The organism is Acinetobacter junii CIP 64.5, from assembly GCF_000368765.1.
GTDB lineage: Bacteria > Pseudomonadota > Gammaproteobacteria > Pseudomonadales > Moraxellaceae > Acinetobacter > Acinetobacter junii.
This window is the reverse complement of the sequence record NZ_KB849655.1, coordinates 340,977-355,778: the sequence shown is the minus strand read 5'-3', so window position 1 is coordinate 355,778 and position 14,802 is coordinate 340,977. Positions and strand designations below refer to the sequence as shown.

Genomic DNA, 14,802 nt, shown 5'->3' with positions numbered 1-14,802 from the left:
ATCATTTTTTATGTGTGCTAACTTTAAACCCATCACACTGGAGCAAGTAAAGCAACTTGAATTGCCGCTTGTATCTTTTGCCTATGAAGAAGAGGTTTATCCAAGTTATAAAACTCCATTATTGTTTAAATCTGAACAAGGTTTGGAGTGGAGGGAAGTACTGTTTGGTTTAGTACCTAAATGGGCAGAAGATCTTAATATTTCAAAACATACTTATAATGCACGTCACGAAACTATTTTTCAGAAACCAAGTTTTCAAGAATCTGCCAACAAATGTAAGTTTGGCGTAATCCCTGTAACTGAGTTTTATGAAAGCAAATATACAAATAACAAACCACAACGCTGGGCTGTAAAGCGTAAAGATGGACGGGCATTTTATATTGCTGCACTTTATGAGATTAGAAAGTTAAATGACAAAATAATTCGTTCATCAGCGATGTTAACCATGGACGCTATAGATCATCCGATGATGAAGGATTTCCATGAACCTGGTGATGTTAAAAGATCAGTTGTAGTTATTCCTCATGAACAATTAGATGAGTGGTTAACATTAAAACAGCCATATCAATTAATTAATTTTATGAATGGTTTTCCTGTAGAGGAGTTTGAATGTTTACATGTACCAAAACTCAAAATTGAGAAAATCACACCCCAGCTCAATATGTTTGATTTATTTTAGATTCGAAAATAAAAAAGCTTCTTTTATAGGAAGCTTTTTTAAATTTGATTAAATCAACGTGATAAATTCTTAAACATATGTTTTAAGATTTCCATTGTTTTTTCTATTTGCAATGGAGTTAAACCATCGAAAGATTGTTCTAAAATGACTGAAGTCAGGTCATTAATTTTAACAATCATTTCTTTACCTTTGTCTGTCAGAAAAACTCGCGTAATACGACCATCTTCTTTGCAAGAGTAAGTTTCGATATAGCCTTCATCTTTCAGGCGATAAACGATTTTAGTGGTCGTAGACATCTTTGAAATGACCATATCTGATAGTTCTGATACGCTGGCATGAGGTTTTACATTCAATGCAAGTAAAATACGACGGCGAGAATTGTCTAAACCATACTTTTTAAGTACGTTGTCGATGTTTTGAACGTACTGAGCATTTACTTGAGAAATCCAGTAATATGGAAAGTCTTCTAAGTTAAATGATTCGGCTGTAGGTAAAAAACGCGCATATTTTTTAGGCATTTACTTATTTCCTATGCTTGTTACTGTGAATTGGTTAACCAACTCTTGAATTCCATGAAGTGTCTTCACGACTTGCTGAAAAATCCAAGATTGATTGAATTTTCCACCATTTCATTTATAACAAATCTTCCTTAAAGAAGCTCTACAGCTATCTTTATTTTGAATAAAAAATCATCGAAAAAACATATAAAAATGTTATTTATGATGGTTTTATCTATTCTACACACTCTTTCAGATAGACAGTTTTTCTATAAATCAGTCTATCTCAAGAACATTGCTATTGTAGAAAATAAATACAATATTTGACGTGACTTTAAAGGCAAAAACTTCTGACTCAAATGTCATAAAATATAGAAATCAATATATTTATATAATAAATACTATCAAATACAGATAATTGGGTTAAACATATGGTTAAAAAATAACTAGAATAAATAATCTAAAAAGATGAATTAATACATTCTTTATCACATTTTTATGCTGTTTTTTGATCAATAAAATATACAGATGTAGAAAATTTAATAAATTTGGCGGTCGATTTAGTTTGATTAATTAATTTTGGAATGATGAAAGGTGGAATTTGATGTTATTAAAAAGACGCATCTAAACAGGATTACATATTTAGATGCGTAAAGTGAAGAGGGTACTTATTTATTAGACGTTGATTTCTTTTTCAATGATTGACCATAGTTGCTTATGGCTCTTTTTAAACATCGACATATGCCCGATCTCATTAAAACCATGTTTCTGTGGATCAAGTTGAACTAGTTTGGTTTCAGCGTTTGGATACAGTCGTAATAAATCTTTGACATTCGCTTCTGTGGCGATTTCATCGTCTGTAGCCCAAAACGAAACGATAGGGCACTTAATTTGCTGATGATAGTCATTAAAAATAGTTTTACCAATCGTATTCATTACATAACCAGGTTTACTACAAAACTCAGCCCATTGTCTTGCAACATTTTTCGGTAGGTTTTCACCCATGCCGATGAATTGTGTCGCACCGTATCCTTTAAATAAACTTGAAACAGGGAAAATAATGTTGAACATAACAGGAGCTAATAACTTAGTTTTTCCCTTTAGACCTTTGATGTGACCTGTAGAACCCGCAATAGCTAATACCTTGGCAACTTTTTCATAAGAAGGGTTGATACCAAGCAACTGCCCGCCAGCACTATGACCAATAATAATCACCTGTTGTGCGTGGGTTTTGTTGATTAGTGAGTCAATTGCAGCTGGTATATCCAATAAACCCCAATCATCAATACTTGCTGTAGAATCTTTTAATTTGCCATGTAATGACTCACCAATTCCTCTGAAATCAAAGGTGAGAACTTGATAACCTTGTTGATTCAGCCATTGTGCAAATGAATTGTAAAAGTTCTGAGTAATGCCAGTTGCTGAACAAACCAGAATTGGAAACTGTTTTGTATTATTTTCAGAAGCGTAGTATCGAGCTGAAAGTTGATAACCATCTTTACAGCTGATCCAAAAAGATTTATAGGTATTCATAACGGAGAACTCAATACTATCTCTAATTACTTTACATAAGTTCCAAAAAGAAACTTATATAAAAAATGACTAAAAAGTCAAATAAAGGTAGAATCAAGATTATTAATTAAACAAATCAAATGGATATAGTTGTGGAATTTAACCAAGCAATGGAATTAGCAATAATTTTTAGTGGAATTTTTCTTTGGGTAGGAATGTTAACAGGCGTTTGGAAATATTATCAAATTCGAAGATCTCAACAATCAAGAGCTCATTATTATGTAGATATTGCGCATCGTAGTAGTTTGTTATATGCGAGTGCCAGTTTAATTTTGGCATGTTTAAGTTATTTCAGTATGTTAAGTGAAACTACAAAATTATTTTGCGTTGTTGCGAATCTGTTCTTTTTCTCGATGTCGATCCTAACTTACATAATCCATGGTTTTTTAAAAGACACAACCAACCAATTTAAACAACCTCATCAATTGGGACATTGGACACTACCAAGTTGGTGTATGAGTTTTATAATGTTTAGTTTGATAGTGGTTGAGCTGGGTGCAACAGCTATATTGCTTTACGGAACAATAATTTATTTCCAATAAAAAATGGATGATGACTCATCCATTTTAGTAAATTAATTTTTTTGACGCTCAGCACTCATTTGTCGAAACTTTCGGTCCACAATACCCCACGTACAAAAGGCTAGTGAAACGATCAGTGCATAGGCGAAATATTCAGGTTTCAAATTACCTTTAATTGTGCCTTGTAATAACAACGTAGCCATAAGTGCGAGTGTTGTGATTGCATATACGATCGAATCGTTTGCCTTCAGAGTGTTAATGAAGACTTGCTTGTTGAAATGTAATGATAACATCTCCATCCCTCCTTGAGTCGTGATGACAGAAACCTAATCGTTTTTGTCAGAATTGAATTTAAAGTTGTACTGCTTATTTTTAGGGATTTCAATAGGTAAAAAGACTATTTTGAAAATAAATTTTAGAATGTATTGAATTATATATGAAAATATTATTTTATTTGGTGATTGTTGGTATTTTTAATTATGATATTGTTGGTTTTTTTACATTTAGAAATAGAAAATAATAAAACCATAAATTATTAATTTAACAGCTAAAAAGATTTGTCGTAAACAAAAAATGAACGTTGGATAAAAGAACATTTTCTGTATAGCTAAAATCATGTCTGGGTAAAACATCATTTTAACGACAAATCATTTTAAATTTTTTCTTTACGCATTTGATCAATAGCAGTAGTTACCACCAGTACAATAAGAGACGGAAGTAGCCATGCCAAATTTTGTTGATTCAAAGGTAGATGTTGAATGAAAACTGGTAAATATTCGTTGAATCCCGCAGCTTTTACCGCTTCTATAATTCCGAAAATAAAAGCAACCGTAGTAACTGATCCAACAACTAATGATGGTTTATTCCAAAATTTCCAGAAAAAACTCAACATAATAACCACTATAGCTGGTGGATAAATAGCACTAAGCACTGGTACTGAAAATGCAATAAGTTTTGTTAAGCCTAGATTCGAAATGACCAATGAAAAACCGATCAAGATAAAAACAAGTAATTTATATGGTAGGCCAGTCAATTCTGTAAAGTATTCAGCACAAGCACAGGTTAGCCCAATAGCAGTCACCATACATGCTAAAAAAATTAATCCAGTCAGAAAGATAGAACCCAAGTCGCCAAATGCGTGTTGAACATATGCATGCAAAATAATAGCACCATTGTCAGCATTTGCAGCAACTTCATGACTACCCAAACCAAGTTTGAATAGGCTGATATATACGAGTGTAAGTCCAACACCTGCAATTAAACTTGCAATAATTGCATATTTAGTTATCAGTTTTGAGTCTGTCACACCACGTGATTGTATTGCTTGAATAATTACGATACCAAAGACCAATGCACCAAGCGTGTCCATGGTGAGATAACCATTAACAAAGCCTTCAGATACTGGACTACTCACATAGTTGTTGATCGGCGGTGAGATATAACCAGTCGGAATAACAATTGCTGCAATACCTAAAATTGCCAGTGCAATAATTTTTAAAGGCGCAAGAACATGCCCTACAGTGTCTAACAGCTTATTTGGGTAGAGTGATACAGCAGTCACTAGAGCAAAATAAATCACACTATATATAAATAAACTACTACTCGAAGTTCCAAAATAAGGAGCAAAACCAATTTCATATGAAACTGTCGCAGTCCGTGGAGTAGCGAATAATGGACCAACAGAGAGATAACAAACAATTGTTAATAAAAGGCTAGCAAATCGACCTAAAGGAGAACTAATAATCTCGATTGAGCCTTGCATTCGCGATAAAGCCATAATGGTAAGCACTGGTAAACCAACTGCAGTGATTAAAAAACCAAAAGCAGCAAGCCAAACATGTTCACCTGCTTGTTGTGCGACAATAGGTGGGAAAATAATATTACCTGCACCAATAAACAGTGCGAAGGTCATAAAACCTAAGGCAATAATATCTCCTGTACGAAGATGATTCATAAAATGGGAGGTTTAAAATAAAAGTGCGAATTCTAGACCAAAAATGTTCTCTTTTGAAACTAATTTTATGTGAAAATTGATTGATTTTTGACTAAAAAGAAAGCTTGTAAATCATATAATTAGGATTGGTAAACATAATTGTTTGAAATGATTTTAAAAGTGAAAAAATGGGTTAAACATGATGATATTATGATAAAAATCTAAATTAAATGTACAATTAATTGGTGTTAGTCCATAAAAGGATTGAACATTTGAAAGCTAAGGCGTAAAACTATAGAAATGATGAATGCAACGCCTATGCATTATTTTTTGATTTTATTATTTTTTAATAAGGAATATCTCGAATGAGAGCTTCTACTGTGACCATCAAAACGGAACAAGATATTGAGAAGTTAAGAATCTCAGGACGTTTAGCGGCACAAGTTTTAGAAATGATAGGCGAGTATATTAAGCCTGGCGTAAGTACAGAATACCTAGATGATATCTGTAATGATTACATTGTAAATACGCTGCAAGTGATACCTGCCAATGTTGGCTACCATGGTTTTACGAAGACTACGTGTATCTCCGTCAATGAAGAGGTTTGTCATGCAATTCCTTCTGCAAAGAAGATTTTAAAAGACGGTGATATTTTAAACATTGATGTAGCTGTCATCAAAGATGGTTACTTTGGTGATACCAGTAGAATGTACTTTGTGGGTGAACCTACTCCTGAAGCAAAAAAATTAGTAGAAACTACCTACGAAGCGATGCTTGCTGGTATTCATACTGTGAGGCCTGGTGCGACTTTAGGTGATATTGGTCATGCAATTCAATCTGTAGCACAGCGTGAAGGCTATAGTATTGTCCGAGAGTATTGCGGTCATGGAATTGGGCGCGTATATCATGAACAGCCAAACATTTTGCACTACGGGCAAAAAGGTCAGGGTATGGTGCTGAAAAAAGGCATGGTATTTACGATTGAACCCATGGTTAATGCTGGGAAACCATTTGTTAAAGAGTTGAGTGATGGTTGGACGGTTGTTACTCAGGACAAATCTTGGTCAGCGCAATGGGAGCACATGGTTGCTGTGACTGATGATGGATTTGAGCTATTGACGCCATGGCCAAATGGAACTGGACATTATCCTTCAATTTAAAGGGTTTCGAATCATCAAGGCTTGATTAAAAATCAGGCCTTTTTCTTGTAGAGCACATCGTTAGTTGTTCAACCAGATAATCAATAAATACACGTACGGCAGGTAGCAAACCTCTTCTCGATGGATATACAGCGTGAAAAATACCATGAGGTGCAGTCCACTCTGGTAATACTTTTACTAATTGTCCTGATTTTACAAAATCTTGAGCAATACTATCTGGTAATAAAGCGATACCGCAATTTTGGCTTGCAAGTTGTGCCAACATTAAAAGATTGGAAGCCATAATCACTGGGTTAACTTTAATTTTTTGTTGTTGATTATTTGGGCCACTTAATAAGAATTGTTGATCGAGATGATCTTCTGACATACTAATAATACGGTGTTTGCTCAGTTCTTCAGGTGTATTTAGGTGTCCAAATTCATTAAGATATGCTTGACTGGCAAAAAGACGTTGTTCTATTGCTTCAAACTCTCTTAATACGAGATTGGGGTCATCATCTAATTTAGAACGAACCCTTAAAGCTAGATCAATACCTTCATTAATAACATCAACACGACGGTTACTGACCATCATTTGTACGCGTACTTCGGGATATTTCTTCAAAAAAGCGGGTAGTATTTTGGCCATTTGGTTTTGGGCGATGTCGACAGGAACGCTCACTTTGATCACGCCACGAGGTTCGCTACTTAAGTGATTAACCACATCATGTGCTGCTTGCGCGGCATTCATCATGACTTGTGCGTGTCTATAGACATCCATACCGATATCAGTGACAGCAAAATGTCGTGAACTGCGTTGAATGAGGCGAACGCCTAGTTGTTCTTCTAAATTATAGACCCTACGGCTAAGCTTAGATTTTGGGATGTCAGTTGCACGTTCGGCTGCGCTAAAACCACCATGTTCTACAACCAGTGCAAAGCAGTAAAAATCATCTAAATCCGTTAGCATTCCGCCATAAACTCCAACTTTTACAAGTTCTAGGTTAGTATAAACCGGTTGATTAAATACTTTGTGTCAAAATATCGCGAACCAGTTGATATTCTTTAATTCGTTCAAAATCTTTATCTGTAGGTGAGTGAATCCTCGATAAGTCCATATTGTCAGTGATATCTGCAATTTTCACAACACGTGCTATAGGGTTTTGAAGGGTGCGTTTTGCAGCCTCAGTTCTAGATTCACCCTTTAGTTTAGTCAATGCCAGAATTGCTTCAACAATATCGTTATCACATCCTAATTCATATAGTTCATCTACAGTAGTATTAGTATCTTCGAGAACATCATGCAACACGGCTACAATTTTTTGCTGAATCGTTGAGACGTTCATCATGACGCGTAAAGGATGTAATATATAAGGGGCATTCGCCTTATCGACTTGTCCCATATGCTTTGTAGCGGCAAAAGCGATAGCTTGTTCTATAGAGACCATGTGCTAAATACTCCTGAGCGGAATAGCTTTGATTACGATATTCTTTTAAACTGTTTTTAATTTCTTAAGCTTTATCATCATGTCTTATCAACTTATTAATATTGCCGATTCAACTCAAAATATTGTCTGCCCATATTGTCAACAAGCTGTACTAGATTGGGAACAAGAGCAATATATCCAACCATGTGATCATACGTTATTTATCGCTATGGACTTGGGATTTGAATATATAGCAGATCGTTTTGAAGAAACTTTGTCACAATCTGTTGATGAAATTCATGAAGATGCCAATATGAATATCTTTTCTAGTATTTCAAAGTCAACATATGAAGATGTAATTATTTTAAAATCAGATTTGGGCGTCGAAGGGATGTTTCGTTATATCGGTTTAAGTTGTAAGTAATAAAAAAGCCAATCAAGAGATTGGCTTTTTAAACTTATGCTTCAGGTGCTGGGCTATATTGCTCAACTAATGGTTTTAATTCACCATTTTGGAACATCTCAAGCATGATATCGCTACCACCAATAAGCTCACCATTTACCCATAACTGTGGGAAAGTAGGCCAGTTTGCAATTTGAGGTAATGTTGCACGAATATCTTGGTTTTCTAAGATATTTACATAGGCAAATGGACGACCAATTTGACTAAGTGCTTCAACTGCACGAGCTGAAAAACCACATTGCGGGAATTGTGGAGTGCCTTTCATGTAAAGTAAAACAGGGTGTTTCGCAATTTGATCACGAATTAACGCTACTGTATCACGCGCTTGTTCCGTCATAGATAGATCCTCAACTAATCTTCCCAAATTATATACCGAAAAATTAGTTGCGGGCTATTGCTAAAGATTTTTCTTGTATAAATGTGAGTTTAAGCTTTCAATCTACACAGGTTTTTGCTTATATAACCCTTTTCAACACAACTAACGATAGATTGAGTTTGTTATGACTAATATCACTCTTGCTCCTGTGCAACCTGATCAACCTTCACATCTTATGGCTACTTATGGTCGCCAAGCGATCAGTTTTGTTCGAGGACGAGGGGCGTATCTGTATACAGCAGATGGTACTGAATATTTGGATGCTTTGACAGGTATTGCTGTATGTGGTTTAGGTCATGCTCATCCTGTGATTGCAGAAGCAATTGCAGAGCAAGCTGCAACATTAGTACACACCAGTAACTTATTTGAAATTCCTTGGCAGACAGCTGCTGCGCAGAAACTTGCTGAAGTTTCAGGAATGGAAGAAATCTTTTTTTCAAATAGCGGTGCTGAGTCAAATGAAGGTGCAATTAAAATTGCTCGTAAATTTGGTGCGCAGCAAGGTGTGAGTAATCCTAAAATTATCGTTGCTGAACAATCTTTTCATGGTCGTACTTTGGCAACCTTGTCTGCAACAGGGAATAAAAAAGTTCAGGAAGGTTTTGCGCCATTAGTTGAAGGGTTTATTCGAGTTCCATTTGGTGATGTTGAGGCAATCCAAGAAGCTGCGATCAATCATCCAGACATTGTTGCTATCTTGATTGAGCCAATTCAAGGTGAAGGTGGTGTCAATACCGCTCCACAAGGCTTCAGCTATTTAGAAGAAGTTCGCGCACTTTGTAATCAGCACAATTGGTTGATGATGCTTGATGAAATCCAAACTGGTAATGGTCGTACAGGTAAATATTTTGCATACCAACACACCAATATAGTTCCTGATGTGATGACAACTGCAAAAGGTTTAGGAAATGGTTTTCCTGTTGGTGCGGTTATGACTCAAGGTAAAGCAGTTGGACTATTGGGTGCTGGTAGTCATGGTTCTACTTATGGTGGAACTGTTTTAGGTTCACGTGTTGTTTACACAGTGATTGACACACTTCAAAATGAAAATGCAGTAGAAAATGCGGCTAAAGTAGGCGCATACATAGTTGAGCAGCTCAAAGTGCATTTAAATGATTTGAATGTTCAAGTTCGTGGTTTTGGTATGATGATTGGTATTCAATTACCTGAAGATTGTGCTGAAATTGTTGCAATCGCTCGTGATGAATACAAATTAATTGTTAACGTAACCGCAGGTTCAGTGGTTCGTTTACTTCCTCCATTAAACATGACACAAGAACAAGCAGACGATCTTCTTAAGCGTCTTGTACCAACCATTCAGAGTTTCTTGAAAGGTTGATCTTTGTAAATAAAAAAAGGGCAATTAAATTGCCCTTTTTTATATTAATCAATTAGCCAGAAATATACTGTTGTAACTGTTCAATTAAAACACGCTGATCTTCCATGGCAGCTTTGACTAAATCACCAATTGAAATAAAACCAACTAATTTTTCATTCTCAAGAACAGGTAAATGGCGTAAATGACGATCTGTCATTAAGTTTAAGCATTCTTCAACTGTATTGTTTAAGCTTACAGAAATCACTTTTGAAGTCATAATGTCCGAAACAAGCGTATTATTTGAAGAGCGCTCCATCAAGGCGATTTTACGTGTATAGTCACGCTCAGAGAAAATTCCAACCACTTTTTCATCTTCTGCAACGACTAAAGCACCAACACCTTTATCTGCCATGATTTTAATTGCTTCAAGTACAGTCGCATTTGGTGAAATCGTAAAAATAGATTGTACAGCTTTATTCTTGATGACTTGAGCAACGATTGTCATTATTTATCCACCTGTGTTGTATTGTCATTTTCATTTAACTTAACGGTATTTTTTTTAAATGCAAAGCCCTAATTTATCTTCGATGATGACTTTTTAATGTAAGTGCTTAAAAAGTCATCATTGATTAGATGCTTTATACTGCTGGCATTACAGTGTCTTTTGGCATAAAGAAAAAGTGCTGCATTTGTTGAGTAGAAAGTTTGAATTTTCTGTGCGAAGAATTAAATAAAGCAGGTTCAACTTGTAATCGGGTCAAAGTAGGAAGCAACGATTCGTGAAAGTCTTTGGGTGTGATTTTACGTGGTTGGTAATGTTTCCAATGTGATTTTGCATAACGGTGTGCTTGGACGCCATTTAGCCAAAAAGGGAATACGTGACCATCTTGATCAGATTTGATTGCCCAACCTTGATGATAAAGACCCCAAAGTACACCGCAATACATCATTGTTTTTAGGATTGAAATTTTAATCATCAACTCACGAGAAACAGGTTGAAAATGGTTAAACCGATACATATTCTTAAACTTATATAGTTATAAACTCATGTTTTATTATAAGAAATATACTTTGCATTTATGTTTAATCAATTCATCAAAATGGTAAGCAAATATTCTAATTATTTCAATAAATCGTAATCTGCATCACATTTATTGAAAAAAGTAAGCTCTAATTAAATTTTAGATGCTAAAGAAATTACATTTTTTAACTCAGATAAAGATAACTTTTTATCTTTGTTGCAGGCATAAAAAAACGCCACCTAGGTGACGTCTCTTTATGCTTGTAAGGTTGCCATCTTTTGCCAGTATTGAGCTTTAAGTGAATCACGCTCTACTCGGAAACCTTGATAATACAATTCTGCTAGAAATAATGCTGCTTTACCATGACCTGCTTTTGCTACTTCTTCAAGTTCTTTCACTGCATCTTGAAAGTTTTTTTGCGATTGAATGGTATTAACCGCATTTGCATACACATGCTCTAGTTCGTGTTGTGTGAAATGTTGAATCATATATAACTCCTTATTTTAATTATGATTACCGCAAATTCTATCCAAAGACACTTTACTTTGAATATAAGCTAATTTAACTTTGAATTGTTAAATTATTATGACAAAAATAATGGAATTGTCAAATATATCGAGTGTCTTTCTGTAAATAAAAGCTTACACGATTAAACATTTCTAGCAAATAATTTTAAGTAAAATCAAAGTGAAAATAATAGAAAAGGAGAATAACATGTCAAACGTAATCGATGGTTTAACCTTTGATGTTCCACCATCTGAAAATCAAATTATTGAATTGGCACATCATCATCGAAAATTACTTGATGAGGCTATTTTCCATCAAGAAATTCATTTGGGTGATTATTGTTTAGCTCAGCGTAAAAGGGTTTATGATTTTGCGAGTACGCTTAGCCCAGAGCAAAAAGATCGTTTTTATGAAATTTATAACGGAGAGCTGCGCCGTATAGCAGATGATGATGATTTACATCCAGCAGATGCAGAAAGTGGTGTGGGAATGTTTGCTGTATTTGTTAGTTTAGTGATTATTGCATTTATCCTTTACTTCGCCTTTGTACGTACATTAGTGAGTTGACCTATAACCATCACGTTCAATAAACGATATTTTGGCGGCTTATTGAACGTGAGTCTTGTACTGAGTTACGTAGGCACATACACTACTTCTAATATTGAGGTTAGTCATGCTGTCTAAACATTTAAAACATAAAATCTTAGAGCTAAAATTAGGGCATAAATTAGATCAGTTTAATGTCTATTTAGTGATATTTATTCTAATAGCCATTTTTATTCTTGCATTTAATGCTCTACTACGACCAGTGAATCAGGATCAATATCTGAAGGTTATGCAATTGGCTGAACAAGCTAGTCATCCCAAAACGCAGGCTATGGCTTTGAATGTTTTACAAGCTCAAAAAATTCGTCGGGTCGAATATTTAAAACTATTAAATGCGTTTCAATTTGAATCTACACGTATCCAAGAATATCCTGCACTTTCGCTCGATGATGAATGAGTTTTAATCAAAGTAATTTATTTATAAATGAGGGATTTGTAGCAGTCGGGAAAATAAAATCTATTTATGCTAGACTGACCATCTTTTTAAAAAGCTGCTTTATTCTCAAGGAATTGACATGCAACAGCAATCGAATATGCAAAATAAATTCTTGATAGATGCTGATATCGGCGATGATGATGTCACATTACCGAGTTTACCTGCTGTCGATGTTCCCATTATTGAGCCAGCTGTAAAAACAACAGTTGAAACAACACCTGCGCCAGCTACTAACGTCGAAATAACTGAGCAACATCAATCAGTATCTTCAGAAGAGGAAGAAGAAACCAAATCAACAGGTTTCTTTGGACGTATGAAGGATGGATTAATCAAAACTCGTCGTAGTTTTACCGATGGTATGGTCAATATTTTGATCGGTGGTAAAGAAATCGATGATGAGCTATTAGAAGAAGTTGAAGAACAACTTTTGATTGCAGATATCGGTGTTGAGGCAACAAAAACAATTATCGCAAATCTGACAGAGCGTACAGCACGTGGAGATTTGATCTATTCGCATGCTTTGTATAAAGCATTGCAAGAGGAGTTGGTAGCATTATTGGCTCCTCGTGTGAAGCCACTACATATTGATCCTAACAAGTCTCCTTATGTCATTTTAATGGTAGGTGTAAATGGTGTTGGTAAGACAACAACCATTGGTAAGCTTGCAAAACGTTTACAGGCTGAAGGAAAGAAGGTCATGCTTGCCGCTGGTGATACTTTCCGTGCCGCAGCGACTGAACAACTGCAGATCTGGGGCGAGCGTAACGATATCCCAGTTGTTGCACAGGGTCATGGTGCAGACAGTGCTTCTGTGATTTTTGATGCATTCGAAAGTGCCCGTGCAAAAGGCATCGATGTTCTCATTGCCGACACGGCAGGGCGTTTGCAAAACAAATCTAACTTAATGGAAGAGTTAAAAAAAGTTAAGCGCGTAATGCAAAAGATAGATGCGACTGCACCACATGAAATTATGCTTATTGTGGATGCTGGTACAGGGCAGAATGCGATCAATCAAGTACAGCTTTTTGATGAGGCTGTTGGCTTGACTGGTATTACAATTACTAAGTTAGATGGTACTGCTAAAGGTGGTGTCTTATTCAATATCGCAAGTCGTACTCATGTGCCGATTCGTTATATCGGTGTTGGGGAAAAGATTGACGATTTGCGTCCTTTCTCTGCTAAATCATTTGTTGCTGCTTTGTTCGAGACTGAGAAATAATTTTTAATTATTTAGCTCATTCTTTTAAAAAGAGGTTCTTAGAGCCTCTTTTTTATATTCAAAGCAATCAAAGGAAATTAAGGTAAATCTACAGTTTTATTGTGATCTAAAAATAGGCAACCATTTACGGTCGTTTCAAAAATAAAACGATCTGTTATATTTTTTGGTCTACTAATAAAAAATAAGCCGTTATACACTACATTCAATCCAAGATAACACCCAAAGGGTAAAAGAGGAATAACAACATGAGTAACTTTTTAAACAGCATCAAAGCTCGTCGTACGATTTATGCAATTGGCAAAAACGTGACAGTAGATCAAGCGAAAATTGAAGAAACGATTCGCGAAGCAGTAAAACAAAGCCCTTCAGCATTTAACTCACAAACATCTCGAGTTGTGACGCTTTATGGTGAATCACATACAAATTTCTGGAACATCGTTCGTGAGACTTTACGTAAAATCGTACCAGCTGAAGCATTTGAAGGCACAAATCAAAAAATTGATAGCTTCGCAGCAGGTTTCGGGACTGTATTATTTTATGAAGATCAAGATGTTGTAAAAGGTTTACAAGAACAGTTTGCTTTATATGCTGATAATTTCCCAGTATGGTCTGAACATTCAAGTGCGATTGCTCAGTTTGCAACTTGGACGGCGCTTTCTGAAATTGGTATCGGTGCATCATTACAGCACTATAATCCGATTGTAGATGCGGAAGTTGCTGAGACTTATGATATTCCTGCAAATTGGAAATTACGTGCTCAGTTAGTATTTGGTTCAATTGAAGCGCCAGCAGGCGATAAACCATTTATGGATGACGCTGCACGTTTCAAAACTTTTAACTAAGTTTTTCAAGATTATTAAAAAAGGGCACTTTCAATTCACTGCTGTCCCACAAATATCACAAGAAGAACCTCAATTGAGGTTCTTCTTGTTTTCGCCATTTTTTATCAGGCACAAAGAGTGACCTTAAAAGTTTCCTTTCAAATAAATTGACCTGAATAATTCTCAGTAAACGCTGAACACTCCATCCTTCTTGTGCCATGTGTTTAGCGAAGTTCACCAGCAAATAGGCAATTAATGCAATCCAT

General features: G+C 35.5%; 19 protein-coding genes and 1 pseudogene. 9 read left to right on the top strand and 11 right to left on the bottom strand.

Features of this window, described 5'->3' with window-relative positions; all coding sequences use genetic code 11:
* Positions 1-10 precede the first annotated feature (10 nt).
* A complete protein-coding gene (locus F948_RS07415; protein ID WP_004911450.1) occupies positions 11-679 on the top strand; it encodes an SOS response-associated peptidase family protein in 669 nt (222 codons plus the stop codon).
* Between the two features lie 53 nt (positions 680-732).
* Here the strand turns inward: F948_RS07415 and F948_RS07410 are convergent, their stop codons facing one another.
* Positions 733-1,197 carry a MarR family winged helix-turn-helix transcriptional regulator gene (locus F948_RS07410; RefSeq protein WP_004911447.1) on the bottom strand — a complete coding sequence of 155 codons (465 nt, stop codon included), beginning with the start codon at positions 1,195-1,197 and terminating at the stop codon, positions 733-735.
* Positions 1,198-1,851: 654 nt separating this feature from the next.
* The gene (locus tag F948_RS07405) at positions 1,852-2,709 is read right to left on the bottom strand and encodes an alpha/beta hydrolase family protein (protein WP_004911437.1); all 858 of its coding nucleotides are present in this window, start codon (positions 2,707-2,709) and stop codon (positions 1,852-1,854) included.
* 119 nt (positions 2,710-2,828) lie between these two features.
* Here F948_RS07405 and F948_RS07400 point away from each other — a divergent pair, with 119 nt between their 5' ends.
* Complete coding sequence (locus F948_RS07400) at positions 2,829-3,290, top strand: hypothetical protein (protein WP_004954119.1); 462 nt, start codon at positions 2,829-2,831, stop codon at positions 3,288-3,290.
* 32 nt (positions 3,291-3,322) lie between these two features.
* On the opposite strand, the gene F948_RS07395 is transcribed toward F948_RS07400, so the two are convergent.
* Positions 3,323-3,562, bottom strand: a complete 240-nt coding sequence (locus F948_RS07395) for a hypothetical protein (protein ID WP_004911434.1) — start codon at positions 3,560-3,562, stop codon at positions 3,323-3,325.
* 359 nt (positions 3,563-3,921) lie between these two features.
* Entirely contained in the window at positions 3,922-5,223 is a 1,302-nt protein-coding gene (gene brnQ, locus F948_RS07390) for a branched-chain amino acid transport system II carrier protein (RefSeq protein WP_004962146.1), read from the bottom strand.
* 344 nt (positions 5,224-5,567) lie between these two features.
* On the opposite strand from brnQ, the gene map reads away from it, so the two are divergent.
* Positions 5,568-6,362 (top strand): type I methionyl aminopeptidase, encoded by a 795-nt coding sequence (gene map, locus F948_RS07385; protein WP_004954129.1) that lies wholly within the window; start codon positions 5,568-5,570, stop codon positions 6,360-6,362.
* Positions 6,363-6,387: 25 nt separating this feature from the next.
* Here the strand turns inward: map and F948_RS07380 are convergent, their stop codons facing one another.
* Complete coding sequence (locus tag F948_RS07380; protein ID WP_004962142.1) at positions 6,388-7,311, bottom strand: LysR family transcriptional regulator; 924 nt, start codon at positions 7,309-7,311, stop codon at positions 6,388-6,390.
* Positions 7,312-7,363: 52 nt separating this feature from the next.
* Positions 7,364-7,789, bottom strand: a complete 426-nt coding sequence (locus F948_RS07375; protein WP_004962139.1) for an HD domain-containing protein — start codon at positions 7,787-7,789, stop codon at positions 7,364-7,366.
* 79 nt (positions 7,790-7,868) lie between these two features.
* On the opposite strand from F948_RS07375, the gene F948_RS07370 reads away from it, so the two are divergent.
* Positions 7,869-8,192: a hypothetical protein gene (locus tag F948_RS07370; RefSeq protein ID WP_004911419.1), complete on the top strand. Its 324-nt coding sequence runs from the start codon at positions 7,869-7,871 to the stop codon at positions 8,190-8,192.
* Between the two features lie 34 nt (positions 8,193-8,226).
* Here the strand turns inward: F948_RS07370 and grxD are convergent, their stop codons facing one another.
* A complete protein-coding gene (grxD, locus tag F948_RS07365; protein ID WP_004772459.1) occupies positions 8,227-8,568 on the bottom strand; it encodes a Grx4 family monothiol glutaredoxin in 342 nt (113 codons plus the stop codon).
* A 163-nt stretch (positions 8,569-8,731) separates the two neighbouring features.
* On the opposite strand from grxD, the gene F948_RS07360 reads away from it, so the two are divergent.
* Complete coding sequence (locus F948_RS07360) at positions 8,732-9,946, top strand: aspartate aminotransferase family protein (protein WP_004962133.1); 1,215 nt, start codon at positions 8,732-8,734, stop codon at positions 9,944-9,946.
* Positions 9,947-9,998: 52 nt separating this feature from the next.
* On the opposite strand, the gene F948_RS07355 is transcribed toward F948_RS07360, so the two are convergent.
* From F948_RS07355 to F948_RS07345, 3 genes are all read right to left on the bottom strand, one after another.
* Positions 9,999-10,430 (bottom strand): CBS domain-containing protein, encoded by a 432-nt coding sequence (locus F948_RS07355; RefSeq protein WP_004911413.1) that lies wholly within the window; start codon positions 10,428-10,430, stop codon positions 9,999-10,001.
* Positions 10,431-10,563: 133 nt separating this feature from the next.
* Positions 10,564-10,944, bottom strand: a complete 381-nt coding sequence (locus tag F948_RS07350; protein WP_004911409.1) for a DUF2750 domain-containing protein — start codon at positions 10,942-10,944, stop codon at positions 10,564-10,566.
* Between the two features lie 257 nt (positions 10,945-11,201).
* Positions 11,202-11,435 (bottom strand): SEL1-like repeat protein, encoded by a 234-nt coding sequence (locus tag F948_RS07345; protein ID WP_004911406.1) that lies wholly within the window; start codon positions 11,433-11,435, stop codon positions 11,202-11,204.
* A 226-nt stretch (positions 11,436-11,661) separates the two neighbouring features.
* On the opposite strand from F948_RS07345, the gene F948_RS07340 reads away from it, so the two are divergent.
* The 4 genes from F948_RS07340 (at position 11,662) to F948_RS07325 (ending at position 14,557) form a co-directional block, all read left to right on the top strand.
* Positions 11,662-12,021, top strand: coding sequence for a hypothetical protein (locus F948_RS07340; RefSeq protein ID WP_004954146.1), 360 nt, complete (start codon positions 11,662-11,664; stop codon positions 12,019-12,021).
* A 106-nt stretch (positions 12,022-12,127) separates the two neighbouring features.
* Complete coding sequence (locus F948_RS07335; RefSeq protein WP_004962130.1) at positions 12,128-12,457, top strand: hypothetical protein; 330 nt, start codon at positions 12,128-12,130, stop codon at positions 12,455-12,457.
* Positions 12,458-12,575: 118 nt separating this feature from the next.
* Entirely contained in the window at positions 12,576-13,715 is a 1,140-nt protein-coding gene (gene ftsY / locus F948_RS07330; RefSeq protein ID WP_004911397.1) for a signal recognition particle-docking protein FtsY, read from the top strand.
* A 245-nt stretch (positions 13,716-13,960) separates the two neighbouring features.
* Entirely contained in the window at positions 13,961-14,557 is a 597-nt protein-coding gene (locus tag F948_RS07325; protein ID WP_004962126.1) for a nitroreductase family protein, read from the top strand.
* Between the two features lie 55 nt (positions 14,558-14,612).
* On the opposite strand, the pseudogene F948_RS16380 reads toward F948_RS07325, so the two are convergent.
* Positions 14,613-14,802: pseudogene (locus F948_RS16380) on the bottom strand (IS4 family transposase); the annotation flags it as partial.

Excerpts from the sequence above, each read along its gene's own strand:
- map (WP_004954129.1), top strand. The coding sequence starts at position 5,568 with ATGAGAGCTTCTACTGTGACCATCAAAACGGAACAAGATATTGAGAAG.
- F948_RS07340 (WP_004954146.1), top strand. The coding sequence starts at position 11,662 with ATGTCAAACGTAATCGATGGTTTAACCTTTGATGTTCCACCATCTGAA.
- brnQ (WP_004962146.1), bottom strand. The coding sequence starts at position 5,223 with ATGAATCATCTTCGTACAGGAGATATTATTGCCTTAGGTTTTATGACC.
- F948_RS07335 (WP_004962130.1), top strand. The coding sequence starts at position 12,128 with ATGCTGTCTAAACATTTAAAACATAAAATCTTAGAGCTAAAATTAGGG.
- F948_RS07370 (WP_004911419.1), top strand. The coding sequence starts at position 7,869 with ATGTCTTATCAACTTATTAATATTGCCGATTCAACTCAAAATATTGTC.
- F948_RS07395 (WP_004911434.1), bottom strand. The coding sequence starts at position 3,562 with ATGTTATCATTACATTTCAACAAGCAAGTCTTCATTAACACTCTGAAG.
- F948_RS07345 (WP_004911406.1), bottom strand. The coding sequence starts at position 11,435 with ATGATTCAACATTTCACACAACACGAACTAGAGCATGTGTATGCAAAT.
- F948_RS07375 (WP_004962139.1), bottom strand. The coding sequence starts at position 7,789 with ATGGTCTCTATAGAACAAGCTATCGCTTTTGCCGCTACAAAGCATATG.
- F948_RS07415 (WP_004911450.1), top strand. The coding sequence starts at position 11 with ATGTGTGCTAACTTTAAACCCATCACACTGGAGCAAGTAAAGCAACTT.
- F948_RS07410 (WP_004911447.1), bottom strand. The coding sequence starts at position 1,197 with ATGCCTAAAAAATATGCGCGTTTTTTACCTACAGCCGAATCATTTAAC.
- F948_RS07355 (WP_004911413.1), bottom strand. The coding sequence starts at position 10,430 with ATGACAATCGTTGCTCAAGTCATCAAGAATAAAGCTGTACAATCTATT.
- F948_RS07360 (WP_004962133.1), top strand. The coding sequence starts at position 8,732 with ATGACTAATATCACTCTTGCTCCTGTGCAACCTGATCAACCTTCACAT.
- F948_RS07325 (WP_004962126.1), top strand. The coding sequence starts at position 13,961 with ATGAGTAACTTTTTAAACAGCATCAAAGCTCGTCGTACGATTTATGCA.
- F948_RS07405 (WP_004911437.1), bottom strand. The coding sequence starts at position 2,709 with ATGAATACCTATAAATCTTTTTGGATCAGCTGTAAAGATGGTTATCAA.
- F948_RS07400 (WP_004954119.1), top strand. The coding sequence starts at position 2,829 with ATGGATATAGTTGTGGAATTTAACCAAGCAATGGAATTAGCAATAATT.
- ftsY (WP_004911397.1), top strand. The coding sequence starts at position 12,576 with ATGCAACAGCAATCGAATATGCAAAATAAATTCTTGATAGATGCTGAT.
- F948_RS07350 (WP_004911409.1), bottom strand. The coding sequence starts at position 10,944 with ATGTATCGGTTTAACCATTTTCAACCTGTTTCTCGTGAGTTGATGATT.
- F948_RS07380 (WP_004962142.1), bottom strand. The coding sequence starts at position 7,311 with ATGCTAACGGATTTAGATGATTTTTACTGCTTTGCACTGGTTGTAGAA.
- grxD (WP_004772459.1), bottom strand. The coding sequence starts at position 8,568 with ATGACGGAACAAGCGCGTGATACAGTAGCGTTAATTCGTGATCAAATT.